18 protein-coding genes are annotated in these 13799 nt (G+C 68.4%); all 18 read left to right on the top strand.

The annotated features are described in order from the left end of the window. Window positions 1-139: 139 nt before the first annotated feature. Window positions 140-1192 (top strand): hypothetical protein, encoded by a 1053-nt coding sequence (locus ACRWK7_RS28395; RefSeq protein WP_431860074.1) that lies wholly within the window; start codon window positions 140-142, stop codon window positions 1190-1192. After that, complete coding sequence (locus tag ACRWK7_RS28390; protein ID WP_431860072.1) at window positions 1189-2169, top strand: hypothetical protein; 981 nt, start codon at window positions 1189-1191, stop codon at window positions 2167-2169. The genes ACRWK7_RS28395 and ACRWK7_RS28390 overlap by 4 nt, the downstream gene beginning before the upstream one ends. Window positions 2170-2171: 2 nt before the next feature. Continuing rightward, on the top strand, window positions 2172-3152 hold the full coding sequence (locus ACRWK7_RS28385; RefSeq protein ID WP_431860070.1) for a hypothetical protein: 981 nt from the start codon (window positions 2172-2174) through the stop codon (window positions 3150-3152). Between the two features lie 101 nt (window positions 3153-3253). Further along, the gene (locus ACRWK7_RS28380) at window positions 3254-3532 is read left to right on the top strand and encodes a hypothetical protein (RefSeq protein WP_431860069.1); all 279 of its coding nucleotides are present in this window, start codon (window positions 3254-3256) and stop codon (window positions 3530-3532) included. After that, entirely contained in the window at window positions 3529-3816 is a 288-nt protein-coding gene (locus tag ACRWK7_RS28375; RefSeq protein ID WP_431860067.1) for a hypothetical protein, read from the top strand. Before ACRWK7_RS28380 ends, ACRWK7_RS28375 begins: the two co-directional genes overlap by 4 nt. Further along, window positions 3813-4553, top strand: coding sequence for a DNA-methyltransferase (locus tag ACRWK7_RS28370; protein WP_431860065.1), 741 nt, complete (start codon window positions 3813-3815; stop codon window positions 4551-4553). The genes ACRWK7_RS28375 and ACRWK7_RS28370 overlap by 4 nt, the downstream gene beginning before the upstream one ends. Beyond that, window positions 4553-4873, top strand: a complete 321-nt coding sequence (locus ACRWK7_RS28365; RefSeq protein ID WP_431860063.1) for a YkgJ family cysteine cluster protein — start codon at window positions 4553-4555, stop codon at window positions 4871-4873. The genes ACRWK7_RS28370 and ACRWK7_RS28365 overlap by 1 nt, the downstream gene beginning before the upstream one ends. Beyond that, entirely contained in the window at window positions 4870-5106 is a 237-nt protein-coding gene (locus ACRWK7_RS28360) for a hypothetical protein (protein ID WP_431860061.1), read from the top strand. The genes ACRWK7_RS28365 and ACRWK7_RS28360 overlap by 4 nt, the downstream gene beginning before the upstream one ends. Before the next feature lie 301 nt (window positions 5107-5407). Next, on the top strand, window positions 5408-7114 hold the full coding sequence (locus ACRWK7_RS28355) for a hypothetical protein (RefSeq protein WP_431860059.1): 1707 nt from the start codon (window positions 5408-5410) through the stop codon (window positions 7112-7114). A gap of 3 nt (window positions 7115-7117) precedes the next feature. After that, window positions 7118-7468, top strand: coding sequence for a hypothetical protein (locus ACRWK7_RS28350; RefSeq protein ID WP_431860058.1), 351 nt, complete (start codon window positions 7118-7120; stop codon window positions 7466-7468). A gap of 2 nt (window positions 7469-7470) precedes the next feature. Further along, a complete protein-coding gene (locus ACRWK7_RS28345) occupies window positions 7471-7659 on the top strand; it encodes a hypothetical protein (protein WP_431860056.1) in 189 nt (62 codons plus the stop codon). 280 nt (window positions 7660-7939) lie between these two features. After that, window positions 7940-8452, top strand: a complete 513-nt coding sequence (locus ACRWK7_RS28340) for a hypothetical protein (protein WP_431860055.1) — start codon at window positions 7940-7942, stop codon at window positions 8450-8452. Between the two features lie 428 nt (window positions 8453-8880). Further along, window positions 8881-9216, top strand: a complete 336-nt coding sequence (locus ACRWK7_RS28335; protein ID WP_431860053.1) for a hypothetical protein — start codon at window positions 8881-8883, stop codon at window positions 9214-9216. Window positions 9217-9365: 149 nt separating this feature from the next. Beyond that, the gene (locus tag ACRWK7_RS28330; RefSeq protein ID WP_431860051.1) at window positions 9366-11417 is read left to right on the top strand and encodes a DNA cytosine methyltransferase; all 2052 of its coding nucleotides are present in this window, start codon (window positions 9366-9368) and stop codon (window positions 11415-11417) included. 5 nt (window positions 11418-11422) lie between these two features. Further along, the gene (locus tag ACRWK7_RS28325) at window positions 11423-11932 is read left to right on the top strand and encodes a hypothetical protein (RefSeq protein WP_431860049.1); all 510 of its coding nucleotides are present in this window, start codon (window positions 11423-11425) and stop codon (window positions 11930-11932) included. Next, window positions 11929-12231: a hypothetical protein gene (locus ACRWK7_RS28320; RefSeq protein ID WP_431860048.1), complete on the top strand. Its 303-nt coding sequence runs from the start codon at window positions 11929-11931 to the stop codon at window positions 12229-12231. The genes ACRWK7_RS28325 and ACRWK7_RS28320 overlap by 4 nt, the downstream gene beginning before the upstream one ends. Continuing rightward, window positions 12224-13330, top strand: coding sequence for a DUF5131 family protein (locus tag ACRWK7_RS28315; protein WP_431860047.1), 1107 nt, complete (start codon window positions 12224-12226; stop codon window positions 13328-13330). The genes ACRWK7_RS28320 and ACRWK7_RS28315 overlap by 8 nt, the downstream gene beginning before the upstream one ends. After that, on the top strand, window positions 13327-13799 hold a 473-nt coding region (locus tag ACRWK7_RS28310; protein ID WP_431860046.1), incomplete at its 3' end, for a hypothetical protein. The genes ACRWK7_RS28315 and ACRWK7_RS28310, both read left to right, overlap by 4 nt.

Below are 13799 nucleotides of genomic sequence, written 5' to 3'. Positions count from 1 at the left end.
TGGTCAACTGGCGCCGCCCCGACTACCGCGGGCCCGGCCGCCGCCTCCGGCACGTCAAAATCGGGCACTTCGTAAAGTACAGGGAGACCGACGTCGCCCGTTTCGTGGCGCGCTGCGCGGCGCCTACGGGAGCGGCGGCATGACGATGCGCGTCCGCATCACCCAGCTCGACAAGAAGCTGAAGGTGCCAAACCTCGCCTTGATGCGGATAGCCCATTGGCACCGCGCGCAAGGGCACGAGGTCGTGTTCCGCACGTCTCCCGTCCGGGACATGCTGGATGGTCACTACGACCGGGTGTACGGCAGCGCGATCTTCGGCGACGCGTCATCGGCGATCGTCACCTTCCTGAAGCCTGAAAACTTCCCCGACGCCATCGTTGGTGGAACCGGAACAGGCAACGCTTTGACCGTCGAACAGGCTCTCGGCTTGGGCGTGGAGAGCTACGATCACCACGACTACAGCATCTACCCGAAGTTCAAGGCGAGCATCGGATTCACACAGCGCGGTTGCCGGCTGAAGTGCGGCTTCTGCGTTGTGCCGTGGAAGGAAGGTGCCGCCCGGTCGACCAGCACCATCTCGGACATCTGGCGCGGCGGCGACCACCAGAAGCGGGTGATCCTGCTCGATAACGACTTCTTCGGGCAGCCCGCGAGGGACTGGGAAGACCGCGTGGTGGAGGTGGTCTGCGGCGGCTTCAAGGTGTGCATCAACCAGGGCGTGAACCTGCGCAAGTTGCACTTCCACGAGGCCGAGGCCCTGGCCTGCATGCCCCTCTATGACGACGGGTTCACGCGGCGGCGCATCTACACCGCCTGGGACGATCCAGGGCACGAGTCGGCGTTCTTCCGCGGCGTCGAGCACCTGGTCAAGGCCGGCGTGAACTTGAACGTGCTGTTCGTCTACATGCTGGTCGGCTACTCGCCGGCGGAGACGTGGGAGACCGTGTTCCGCCGCTTCAACAAGATGGCGACTCTCGGGATGCGGCCGTACCCGATGGTCTACGGCGACGAGAACCGCACCATGCCGCTTGGTGGGCACAACGCCCCCATCGGTCACTTCACTCTCGGCGACTTCCAACGCTGGGCCATCCGCGCGTCCAAGCTGGGCATCCCCTTCGCTGAGTACGACCCCTCGGCGAAGGGCTGCGCCAACAAGGGGCAGACCGACCTGTTCGTAGGAGCCGCAGCATGAACGACCTGCTGGCCCCCATCGAGTGGAAGCACGATGCCCTCGCCGATGATCTGGCCGCGCATCTCGACGGCCCGGAGCGGCTGGTGTGGACGAACATGCAGCTCGGGCCCTCCGGATCGCCGCGGCCGGACGTCTACACCATCCCGCGCGTCTACAGCCGGTTCACGCCGCTCGCCTACGAGGTGAAGGTCAGCGTTGCCGACTTCCGCTCGGACGTCACCTCCGGGAAGTGGCAGAGCTATCTGGCCTTCGCCTGCGCGGTCGTCTTCGCCGTGCCGGCCGGGCTGGTGGGCAAGGGCGACATCCCGCCCGGCTGCGGCCTGATGGCGCGTGGGCCCGGCGGCTGGCGCATGATCAAGGCCCCCACGCTGAAGGTGCTGGACAACCTGCCGCTGCCCGCGTGGCAGAAGCTGATGCTGGACGGCCTGGAGAGGATGGACCGGCGGCGTGCCGTCGAGCCGCGCGACATCTCCCGCTGGCGGACCCGCGACACCGTCTCCCGCGAGATCGGGAATGACGTCGCCGACCTGTTCCGGGACGCCGACACCGTGCGCAAGGCCGCCACGGAGCTGCTGTCCCTCACCGGGCGCCCCGACAAGGCGGACGGGAGCTGGGGGCTCACGAAAGCCATCCAGACCCTGGCCTACCACGGGAAGCAGGTGAAGGAGACGTGGGCTGCGCTCGCTGGCGTTCTCGGCATCAGCGCCGACGCATGGCCGGACTGGGGCAGCATGGAGGAGGCCAAGAAGCGCATCTCCCGGCTGAAGCCCGGGGCCGATGCCGGCGCTGTGCGCCAGCAGCTCGGCTACCTCCGGTCCCAGATCGACCGCATGGAGCGCGATTTGGTGGGTGATCCCGCCCCGGTGACGCGTGCTCCACGCGTGCGTGACGCGTCAACAACGGGTGCGCGCCGCGTGCCTGACGCGGGCGCCACGCCTCTCTTCCCAGCTCCCGACGCGCACCAGGAGGGGTGCTGATCATGGCGCGCATCCGCACCATCAAGCCGGACTTCTTCACGTCCGAGGACATCGTCCTGCTATCGCCTTTGGCCCGGATTCTGTTCATCGCGACTTGGTGTGAGGCAGATCGGGAAGGGCGGCTCCGCTGGCGCCCCTTGACCCTGAAGATGCGCTACCTGCCGGCCGATAATTGCGACATTGACGAACTCTGTGACGAGCTGATCCGGCGGAAAGTCATTGTTCTGTATGAGGTTAGGGGAGAAACGTTCGCCCACATCCCGAGCTTTCTGAAGCACCAGATCATCAACAACCGGGAAAGCAAGACTACGCTCCCGCCTCCTCCAGCCGTGGACGACGCGTGCGGCACGCGTGGGGATCGCGACAACGACGCGAAGGTGACGCCTCTTGTGGGGAATGGAAGGGAAGGGAAGGGAAGGGAAAGGAAGGAATCTAATACCGATAGACCGAAAGAAGGACTGGAGCGCGAAGCCGGCCCGTCTGAGGGGGATGAAGGTGACACGGTCGAGACCGTTGCCAGGGCGTTGCAGCGGGTCAGCACCACCCCTCTCTCCCTGAAGACCGTCCAGGACGACATTGAGGGGGGATTGAGGGAAGGCGTCACCCTGTCCCAGTACCGCGAGCTGGCGACGACGCTCCGCTCCCTCCCGGTCGAGAGCACCGACGCGATCAGCGTCACCAGGGCGATACGGCAGCTCCGCCCCGTCGCCCCGCAGTCCACCAGCACCGCCCCGGCGTTCGCGCTCGATCCGCCCGCCACCGCGGCGGAGAAGGCCACGGTGCGCCAGTGGATGGCCGACAGCCACGGCTCCGTGGAGGCATGGCTGAAAGCCTCGAAGGCGCTGGCAGAGGAAGGCTTGCCCGACAGCCACGGCAAGTTCGGCGCCGACGCGTGGGTGAACCCGCTGGTCGCGCTGCTGCGCCGTCGCCCCAACACCGACCATTGGCGGCAGATGGCCGACCAGAAAGCGATGGCGTCATGAGCCCGCCCCTGCTGGCGTCCCGTTTCCGCGTCCCAAATGGGACATCCCAAAACGGGACTTCCCAAAATGGGATTGGGACGGTTCCGGGAAGAATCGTCCCGATGCTCCCGGCCCGCATCAAGCCGCTGCCGCAGTTCCCGAACCTCCGCCGCTTCATCGCCGACGAGACGGTGCGCCCCTGCGTCGAGCCGCTGGAGGTGCTGAAGGAGCTGGAGGAGGAGGCGCTGGAACAGCTCATGGACATGCAGGCGCGCCAGCTCCGCCCCATCGAGGTCCTGTTCGCGCTCGGTCACCGGAGGATCAACGAGGAGCCCACCTGGGCCGCCGTGCACGTCGCGCTGGTCGCGGCTGCCCGGAAGATGCGGAGAGCACGTTCATGAGCACCGCCACCATCACCCCGACCGACCTGACCGACGCCGAACGGAAGTGCCTGAAGGCGGTGGTCGAAGCCGGCTCCGTCGTCATGCAGAAGGGGAGCTTCGACCTGCGCGGCTTGGCCGCCGGGGAGATGCTTCCGCACGCCACCGGCACGTACCTGCTGCTGGTCGGCAAGCGGATGCTGGAGTTTGCGCCCGGCGACTGCCGCCGCCTCCAGCCCACCCCGGCCGGCACCGAGGAGGCCGCCCGCTACCCCGCGGCGCCGGCGCGGAGGAAGCGGGCATGACGGTGCGCATCATCACCGGCGACTGCCGGCGCGTCATGCCAGCGGAGGGCCCGTTCGACATGATCCTCGCCGATCCGCCCTACGGCGACACGTCGCTGGACTGGGACAAGCTGGTGGCCGGCTGGGAGGTGGCCGCCCGGGAGAACCTGAAGCCGACGGGCAGCCTGTGGGTGTTCGGCTCCATGCGGTTCTTCCTGAAGATGGGGCCGGTGTTCGAGGCGGCCGGGCTGCACATGGCGCAGGACGTCGTGTGGGAGAAGCACAACGGCTCCAACATGCACAACGACCGCTTCCGGCGCGTGCACGAGCACGCCGTGCAGTTCTACCGCGCCGACGTCGAGTGGGAGGCGGTCTACAACGAGGTCCAGACCACAGCCGACGAGACGCCGCGCACCGTCCGTCGCAAGAAGCGCCCGCCGCACAACGGCGGTGACGCCGAGTCCGTCTACGTCTCCGAGGACGGCGGGCCGAAGCTCATGCGGTCGGTGATCTACATGCGGTCGATGCACGGCCGCGCGATCCACCGCACGCAGAAGCCCGACGCGCTGCTGGAGATCCTGGTCCGCACGAGCTGCCCGCCGGGCGGCTTGGTCGGCGACTTCTTCGCTGGATCGGGCGCCGGCGGCAAGGCGTGCCAGATGGCCGGCCGCAACTACGTTGGCGCCGAGCTGGACCCGCTGATGGCCGACAAGGCGCGCGCTTGGCTGGGTTCTGACCTGTTCGGGAGGGCTGCCTGATGGCGAGTCTGTGTGACACCTGCATTCGCCCGGGCGCGTGCTGTTTCGGCTTCGAGCTGGGGGCCAGGACGCACCGTCAGATCGGATTGGAACTGCTGGCCATGGTGGCGCGGCAGTGGATGCCCTTCGTCCCGCTCTATCGTCGGGACAACGGCTTCTGGCGCTGGTGGTGCCCGCTTCTGGGGGCTGACGGGCGCTGCACCGACTACGCCAACCGTCCCGAGACCTGCCGCATCTACGACCCCGGCGAGGACTTCCTGTGCGTGCACCACGTCGAGCCGAAGGGCTGCATGACGCTGCTGAAGGATCGCGCTGCATGACGCCCCCGAAACCTCTGACCGCCGCACAGGCGGCGCTCATGGAGCGCATCGCGGCCGGCTCCGACGGCTGGGCGGACATGCGCCTGGTGCTGCGGCTCGTGCTGCTGGAGTTGGTCGAGCTGGGCGTCGACGGCCTGGAGCTGACCGAAGCCGGGTGCGTGCTCCTCCTCCAGTACCGCCGCTGGAGCACCAGCCTCGCCGGCATTCCGGCCTGTGCGCTGTGCTCCGCATGAGCGGCTTTCATTCCTCGCCTGGATTCCTGTCCGCAGTCTCGCGGCGGATTTCAGGCAGTCCGACCCACCAGATGTTGTGCCGACGGCCGATAGGACCGACTTCGCCTGCCGTTATTGGTCCGATCATTAGGAATATCAAAGGCTTAGCAATGGATTCGATTTTACGTAATACCGGCTATGAAACTTATGGAAGGACTTCTGTCCGCTCGCCAGTCCTAAGCGCCTCCCGCCGGACGCGCGAGCGCGGCGCTGCCGGCTACTACGCCATCCCATCAACCTCTGCCGCGCAAGGAGCCGCCGCATGAACGCCATTACTTCCGCCTACCCGCTCACCCTGGCCCTTCCCGCTGGGCTCGATCCAGCCGCGCTGCCCGACTTGGCCGCGCTCGCCGAGGCATACAACGCCGGCATGTCTTACCTGGGGACTGACCGCCACAAGGTGGCCGGCTGGGTGGACGTGATCCTGCGCGCCATCCCGCCCGTCTTCATGCAGGCTGTCGGTCTGGAACAGTCCTTCGACCTGTACCGCAAAGCCGATCTGCGTGGCCTGGAAATGTGGCGGGCTGAAGCGCCCGAGAAGCGCGATCTGATTGCTCCCGACAAGGGCCGGCTGGTGGCGTGGCTGCTGGACCGACTGGACGCCGCTGAGGTCAACAGCCGGCGCTTGGCCGACCAACTGGACGAGGCGAGCGCGCACCACGCCGCCCGCACCACGGAGCTGCTGGAGGCCAACAACCGGGAGGTTGAGCGCCGCCGCACCGCGGAGCGCGAGGTGATCGAGCTGAGGGATTCGTATGAGCGGCTTCGGCAGTTCAGCCGTGCCGCCGACGTCGTCGCGCATGCCGGCTACGAGGGATACAGGAAGCTGCACGCCAGAGTCGCCGAGTTGGAGGCAGAGCGTGATGAGCTGAAGGCCGCGGTCGATCTGGCTGGGCCGTTTGCGGTTGAGGCGCACGCCGAGCGCATGGCGCTGCTGGAGCGCTGGGTTCCGCGCGCCGTCGACGCGGAGGCGGAGCGCGACCTGCTGCTGGTGCGTGTCGCCGAGTTGGAGGGTGAGGTCGCGGCGCTGCGCAGGAAGACGGCGGATATGGTGCTTACCCTGTCCGGCCAGGTGCGCGGGCTCGCCAACGCAATCGGCTCCAGTCTGCCGACGGTCGAGGATCTGTCGGACTTGGCCAACGCCCCGAAGATCCCGCTGGAGGAGGCCCTGGCGCGGATCGTCTTCGCCGCGCTCGATCACCCGGAGAAGGAGGTGCGCCAAGCCGCCGCTACCGTTCCGCTGACCTTGGACGAGGGCCGCTGGGTGGTGGCGCTGCCCAGCGGCGGGCCCGAGGTGCAGCGTCTGAAGGACGCCCTCGGCAACTTCGCCAACCCCACCAACTGGCACGACTCGCCCGGCTGCCTCCAATGGATTGGGAAGCGGCACGCCGTCGAGTTCGCCGGGAGCGTGCTGGCCGAGACCGGCCGCAGCGGCTTCACCTGCCACGCCCGCTCCGGCTCGACGGGTGCCAACGATCCGCAGGAATGCGACTGGCCGGTCTGCGGTTGCGACCCGCAGGCGGCGAAGGTGCTGGAGGCTCTGGAGGAGCGCGGCGTCATGATGCAATCCCGGCAGGACTGGCGCGCTGCGGCCGAGCGGCTGTCCGCCCTGCTGAGTGGCTTCCGCTGGCGGGTGTGCGAGTCCGAGGTGCTCCGCGACCCTAAGCTGGCTGGCGAGGCGCGGTCGATCCTCCAGGCGCTCGCCGATCTGAAGCCGGTCGACCTGCTGGCCAAGCTGGAGGAGAGAGTCGCCGGCGCACCGGCGGTTGAGGTTCTGGTCAAGACGGGCGTGCTGCGCACTCGGGAGGAGATCGAGGATGCGCGCGCGGAATGGGGGTGCTCGACGTGCGCGCATCAGCCGGTATCGGAAAACTCGGTGCCGCAGGTCTGCGCCCTGTGCTCCGTCCGCAGCAACTGGGCGCCCCGCGCTGGCGGGCCGGAGGTGGTGAACACGTCGGTGGAGGGCTGAACCATGGGCACCAGCTACGCGTTCGAGCGCTTCGGCGACGATCCCGACACCTGGAATGTCGGCGAGGACGGAGAGGGCGACGGCAACCCCGGCATGCGGCTCGCCGGCCGGGCCATCCAGTTCTGGTCGGCATGCCAGGACGGTGACACGACGGTCGGCGCCGCCGCCGCGGCGTTCCGCATGCCGCCGCGCTTGGTGGCGGAGGCCGTCCACGCGCACCCCTGGATGTTCCTGGTCACGCCGGACCGCATCCTCCCGAAGGAGGCGGAGAACCTGTTGGGCGAGACGGTAGCCGCGCCGTTGCCCGACGGCCTGGACTACGCCGCGCTCGTGATCGAACACGAGGGGGAGTAATCGTGGAGACGATCCCCGCCCCCGGCAGCACCGCGGCCCTGCACCAGGGCTGCCGGTGCCCGATCATCGAGAACCACCAGGGCAAGGGCCGGCCGCAGCTCGCCGGGCTGCCGCGGTTCGTCCTGGGTGACGGCTGCCCGCTGCACGGCGAGTGGTACAGGGAACAGGTGCTGGCCGCCGCGCCGTCGTGACGTGATGGTGGTGGCGTTGCTCCTCGTGGAGGCTGCGGCGATGGCCGGACGGGGGATTCCGGGTGTCGTGCTGGGCGACGCGGCGAACCAAGAGGCTATCCGGCCCCGTCCGGTGACCAATTCTCGGTCTATGTCATAGGCGGAAATAGCCTCATCCCAGACAAGGGCCGTCCTTCGGGGCGGCCCTTCGCGTTTCTGGCGAGGTGTACGCGGTCGTGACAGCACCGTGGCTGGCGTCAAAGGCCGTCACCGGCCGATCCCACGGCAATCTGGAGGACCAATGCCCCGTACCGCCTTCTGCGCCGCCGTCGGCGCCGCCCTCGCCCTCTTCATGTCGCACCAGCAGGTTTTCGCCGCCCCCATCGTGTCGGCCGCGCCCGACCGCGGCGAGGTCACCATCGCCCTGCCGAGCGGCGAGCACCACACCGTCGCGGTTCCCGCGCGCTTCTTTTCCAACCCCGACCACCAGCCGGCGGCCGGCGACTACTTCATGGTCCACGACGAGTTCCAGACCTGGTGCTCCAAGGCGCTGTTCGAGTCCGCCCTCTCGCCGGTGGTCGACGCGCAGCCGTCGCCCGTCACGGCCAAGATGCGCTGCCACTACATCCAGGCCGGCGACAGCCACCGCACGGTGCACCTGCACCCCGTGTACGACAGCGATCCGAACGGCCCGAACGCCTCCTGGTCCAAGGCCACGCCCTCCGGGCAGGTCAGTCTGACGATCACCAACCCGGGCGCCTACGAGCGTTTCGAGGAGGGCAAGGAGTACATGGTGACGTTCAGCCCGGCCTAGCGGCTGCCTCACCGTGTTGCCGCATCAGGGCCGTCCTACCCGGGCGGCCCTTTCCTTTTGGGAGCTGGAAACGCAACGGGCGGCCCGAAGGCCGCCCGCTCGTTCACTGATGGCTGTGAAGGCCGCCCGCGATTTTTCAGCCAGCCCCTAATCGCGGACGCTCGGGGTTCCTGGCTCCGTGGGTCGAGCCCACGGCACCCGCTAAGCGGCCGAACCGTTCGTAGGGGTGAGGTTGAAGCGCCATTCTGGCACGTCCGGCGGGCGTGTCAAGGGGCTAGGCTACCTAGGCTAGTTAGGCAACTGAGCGACTTTCACGTCTTAGTCGCTCACTTTTTCGCCCGTTGGCGGCGCGTGGCGACTTCTGGCGTTGACAACGCGCCCGGCTTGTCTCACAGAATAGGAAATATCCTAGACAATGAGACGAGCCCATGGCCCAGACGCTGATGCCCTCCTCCGATCTGACCAACCGTCGTGACGGTGTGGTCTGCCCGAGCTGCCAGCACGGCATGACCGACCGCGAGACCTGCCAGTGGTGCGGCTTCCCCCACCAGGCGGAGTCCGCCGCCGCCACCGGCCGCGCGGTGCGTCTCCTGGAGTCCTACGCCGCTGCGCGCAAGGCGGCGGACAGCGGGATCGGCGAGCTGGTCAACCACTTCCCCGGCGTGGTCGAGGAGCACTCGTTGAACGCCGCGGCCGTCATCCACTCGCCCGGCGATGTCTTCGACACCGACCCGCGCCAGCTCCTCGCCGCACGGGGACGGTGACCATGGACGGCTTGCTGTTCGACCAGACCATGCTCCCGGTGGAGGCTGTCGTCCATCCTCGCCGGGATCGCACCCGCGGCCGGCGGAGGAACGAGCGGCGCCGTCCCGCCCGCCCTGTGCCGCAATGGCCCCTGGATGGGGCAATCAACGTGGTCTTGTTCGCGGGCATGGGCGGCGCCTGCCAGGGCCTGGAGGAGGCCGGGTTTCCCGTCCACATCGCCGTCAACCATGACGCGGTGGCCATCGCTGCACACCGTGCGCTCAACCCGCACACCAAGCACCTCCACGCGGACATCTACGAGGTCTGCCCGCTCGACGCGACCGACGGGCGCGAGGTCAACATCCTCTGGATGTCCCCGGATTGTCGTGACCACAGCGTCGCGAAGGGGGGCGCCCCGCGCTCGCCGCGCGTCCGGTCGATGCCGTGGCAGGGCTGCCGCTGGGTGGGCAAGCTGCGCAAGCGCGGGCGCGGGCCGAAGGTGGTCTACCTGGAGAACGTGCGGGAAATCCGGGGCTGGGGGCCCCTGATCGCCAAACGCTGCCCGAAGACCGGCCGCGTGTTGAAGCGCGTCGAGGTTCCCCACCCCAAGAAGCCCGGCAAGACCAAGGAGATTGCTGTCGCCGCCGAAAAGGGCGAGCGGGTGCCTGTGCAACAGCAATTCCTCGTGCGGGACCCGAAGCGGCTCGGCAAGACCTACCGCCGGTGGGTGCGGCACATGCAGGGTCTCGGCGTCCGGTATGAGGACCGTGATCTGAACTGCGCCGAGCACGGCGTTCCGACCGGCCGCAAGCGGCTGTTCGGCGTGGGCGTGTTCAACGATGAACACCCCATCATGTGGATGCCGAAGACCCACGCGCCTCGGGGCTCCGACCTGGTGCTCTCGGGCCAGCGGCTGCCGTACCGCATGGCGGCGGAGATCATCAACTGGCGGCTCCCGCTGCCGTCGATCTTCGACCGCTCGAAGGAGCTGGCGCCGGCCACCCGGCAGCGGATTGCGGTGGGCATGAAGCGGTTCGTCATCGAGGCGGAGCGCCCGTTCCTGATCTACCTGACGCACCATGGCGAGCGGCCGGAGATTGACCCGGTCCAGCCCTTCCCGACGTTCACCGGCGCGCACCGGGGCGAGGTGGCGCTGATCGGGCCGACGGTGGTGCCAACCACCCACACCGGGACGCGGGTTAACGACGGGACCAAGCCGTTGGGCGTTCTGACGGCTGGGGTTAAGGGCGGCGAGTTTGCCGTGATGGGTGTTGAGGTTCGTCCCAGCGGCCAAGACTGGCGGTACGATCAGCGCGAAGCTCTTTCGACGCACACCGACAAGGACATCGCCACCACCGTTGCGGCCCACCTGACCAAGTTCCAGGAGAACAGCGTCGGCCAGACCCCGCGGGCTCCCATCGACACGGTAATGGCCGGGGCGCCGCGGTTCGGTGTGGTCGGCGCGTTCCTGGAGGAGCACCGCACCGGCAGCGTCGGGCAGCCGGCAGAGGCGCCGCTGGCGGCGCAGACGCAGACCGAGCACCACGCGCTGGTCGGCGCCTGGATGGTGCAGCACAACACGGGCGTGACCGGCCACGCCATGGAGGAGTCGCTGTCCACCATGACGACGGTGGGCACGCAGCAGCAGGTGGCCGCGGCGTACCTGACCGAGCTGCGCGGCACCTCGCGCGACGGGCAGCCGGTCACCGATCCGGCGGGGACCATGTGCACCGGCGGCGGGCGCGGCGGCGGGCACGATGCGGTGACGGCCGCCTTCCTCACCGAGTACTACAGCGTCGGCGGGCAGCACCAGGAGTGCGGAGCGCCGCTCAACACCCTGACGACCAACGACCGCTTCGGCATCACCGGCGCCGAACTCGCTCCCCAGCTCTCGCCCGAGAAGCTGGCGCGGGCGCGCTTGGTGGCGGACTTCCTCCGCGAACACGGCGTCTGGGACGAGCGTGAGTTCGTCACCGTCGGCCCGTGGCTGGTGGTCGACATCGGTATGCGGATGCTCACGCCGGCGGAGGCTGCCGCGGCGCACGAGCTGACCATGCCCGAGGAAATCGAAATCGACGGCGTGCGCCGGCCGCTGACCAAGACCGAAGCGATGCGCTTGGTGGGCAACAGCGTCCCGAAGCGCATGGCGCGGCTCCTCGCTGAAGCGAACGCCGTGCACACCCTCTACGCGCCGTCCCGTCAACTTCAAGCCGCGGAGTGACCGCCATGGCCAAGAGCAAGACATACCAAGTCCTGGGGCACAGCATCAGCGGCATCAAATGCGATGCGGTTGGCTGTGGCTATCGTGACGACACTGCGCGGCTGGAGGACTATCCCAAGCTGCTCAATGCTCCCTGCCCGAAATGTGGTGCTCCGCTCCTCACGGAGGCCGACTTCAACGCTGTGCTGAAGCACATGGCGGGGGTGGTCCGCATCAACGTCTGGGCGAACCGCTGGCTGCCCGAATGGCTTCTGCGCCGGATGGACGTCAATCGCCCGGGCGCGAAGCTGGGGACGGTGCGCGTCGAGATGAACGGCACGGGGAAAGCCAAATTTGCACCTGTGGTGCCTCGTCCGCCGGTCGAGCCGGAGGAGGGAGGGCCCTGCCCTGACGGCTGTGGCGGCACCCTGGAGCTGCCGCCGCCGGAGAATTGCTCCTGCCACATCGCGCCGCCCTGCGGCGATTGCACCGACCGGGTGCTGACGTGCTCCCGGTGCGGCTGGGAGGCGGCGTGACCATGGCGCAGAACTACGACCTGATGAAGGACCTGGAGGCGGCTGCGGCCGGCCTCCGGGCCACCAGCGGCCCGGACGCGCCCAACCTGTTCGCCAGCGCTCGCGCGGAGCTGAAGCGCCTGTACGCCATCGAGGAGGACGTCACGGCGCTCCTCCGCCCCATCCATCACCTTCAGGACCTGCCGAACTACCACGACAGCCGTCGCCTCGGGCAGGCCGCGGAGGACCGCGTGAAAGCTGCCACGCGCCTGGGAAAAGCGGTGGGCGTGTTCAAGGAGAAGGAGTCGGCCCGTGGGTGACAAGACCGGAATCGAGTGGACCGAAGCGACCTGGAACCCCGTGGTGGGGTGCTCCCTCACCACGCCCGGCTGCACCAACTGCTACGCCATGGGCGAGGCCGCGCGCCTGGAGCGCATGGGCGCGTTGAAGTACGCCGGGCTCACCCGCATCGCCAACGACCGCCCGGTGTGGACCGGCGAGGTGCGCTTGCACGAGGCGGCGCTGGATCAGCCGCTCCGCTGGAAACGCGGGCGCCGCATCTTCGTCAACAGCATGTCGGACCTGTTCCACGAGGGCCTGACCGACCAGGACATTGACCGCGTATTCGCCGTCATGGCGCTGGCGCGGCAGCACACGTTCCAGGTTCTGACCAAGCGCGCGGAGCGGATGCGCGCCTACATGCTGGCGTTCTCCTGGGAGCGCGTGGTGGAGAGCTGCCGGGGGCCGGACGGGGTGTCGGTCATCACCGGCCACTCCATCGCCGATCTGCAACGCGCGTTCGGCCTGCTGCCGCGCTTCGACTACGAGGCTGACCGCTCGGCGTGGCCGCTGCCGAACGTGTGGCTGGGCGTGTCGGTCGAGGACCAGCGCCGGGCGGACGAGCGCATTCCACACCTGTTGGCGACGCCGGCCGCGGTGCGGTTCTTGAGCATGGAGCCGCTGTTGGGGCCGGTGGATCTGGAGTATCCGGCTGGCCTGTTCCAGAACGGCCCAGCCATGTGCTGCGACGGCCGCGAGTGCGGGTGCCGAGGGCTCCCGGTTGATCCACCGCTGATCAATGGCTTGGATTGGGTGATCGTCGGCGGGGAGAGCGGGCCCAAGGCGCGGCCGATGCACCCGGATTGGGTGCGCTCGATCCGGGACCAGTGCGCCGCGGCCGGCACCGCCTTCCTCTTCAAGCAGTGGGGCGAATGGGCTCCTGGCTTCTACGAGGTCGGCATTGCCGAATGCTACGGCACCGGCACCCCCGACATCGCTTGGCCCGACGGATCCATCGCCTGGGGCGCCGCTGAAGAACATGGCGGCAACGGAACTGCCTTGCATCGCAAGGGCAAGAAGGCCGCCGGCCGCGAGCTGGACGACCGGACCCACGACGAATACCCGCAGGTGGCAGCATGAACTACAAGCAGACGAAAGCCTACCTGGACGAGTTGCTGGCCGGCCGGTACGGGAAGCACGAGCTGGCGCCGGCGGACACGAAGTCCTGGCTGGTGTCCAGCGAGGGGAAGAAGGGCGGCGCCTACTGGTACACGGTGACCTGGAGCCACCCCGGAACCCTCAGTGTCGCGGGGGACATCGGCGAGATTACCCTGACGCACTACCACGCCATGAACTCGTGGGTGAACGCCGTGTCGTGGGTGGCCGAGTGCGATTACGACTACCTGCTGGGCAAGTCCAACCTGCGGCAGGAGTACGACAGCGAGGCCACCTTCGCTGCGATCAAGGAGGAGCTGTGCGGCCGGGAGGCTAAGGAGTCGCTGGTGGACCTGCGCGACCGCCTGCGCGAGTGGCGGGAGGACATGCGGGCCGTCAACGACGCTGGCCGCGAGGTTGAGCGCTGGGAAGACCCGGACGAGCATGGCCCCTT

It is taken from the genome of Azospirillum sp. (assembly GCF_050789165.1).
Note: the sequence above shows the minus strand (reverse complement) of the source record. Positions and strands in the feature narration are given on the sequence as shown.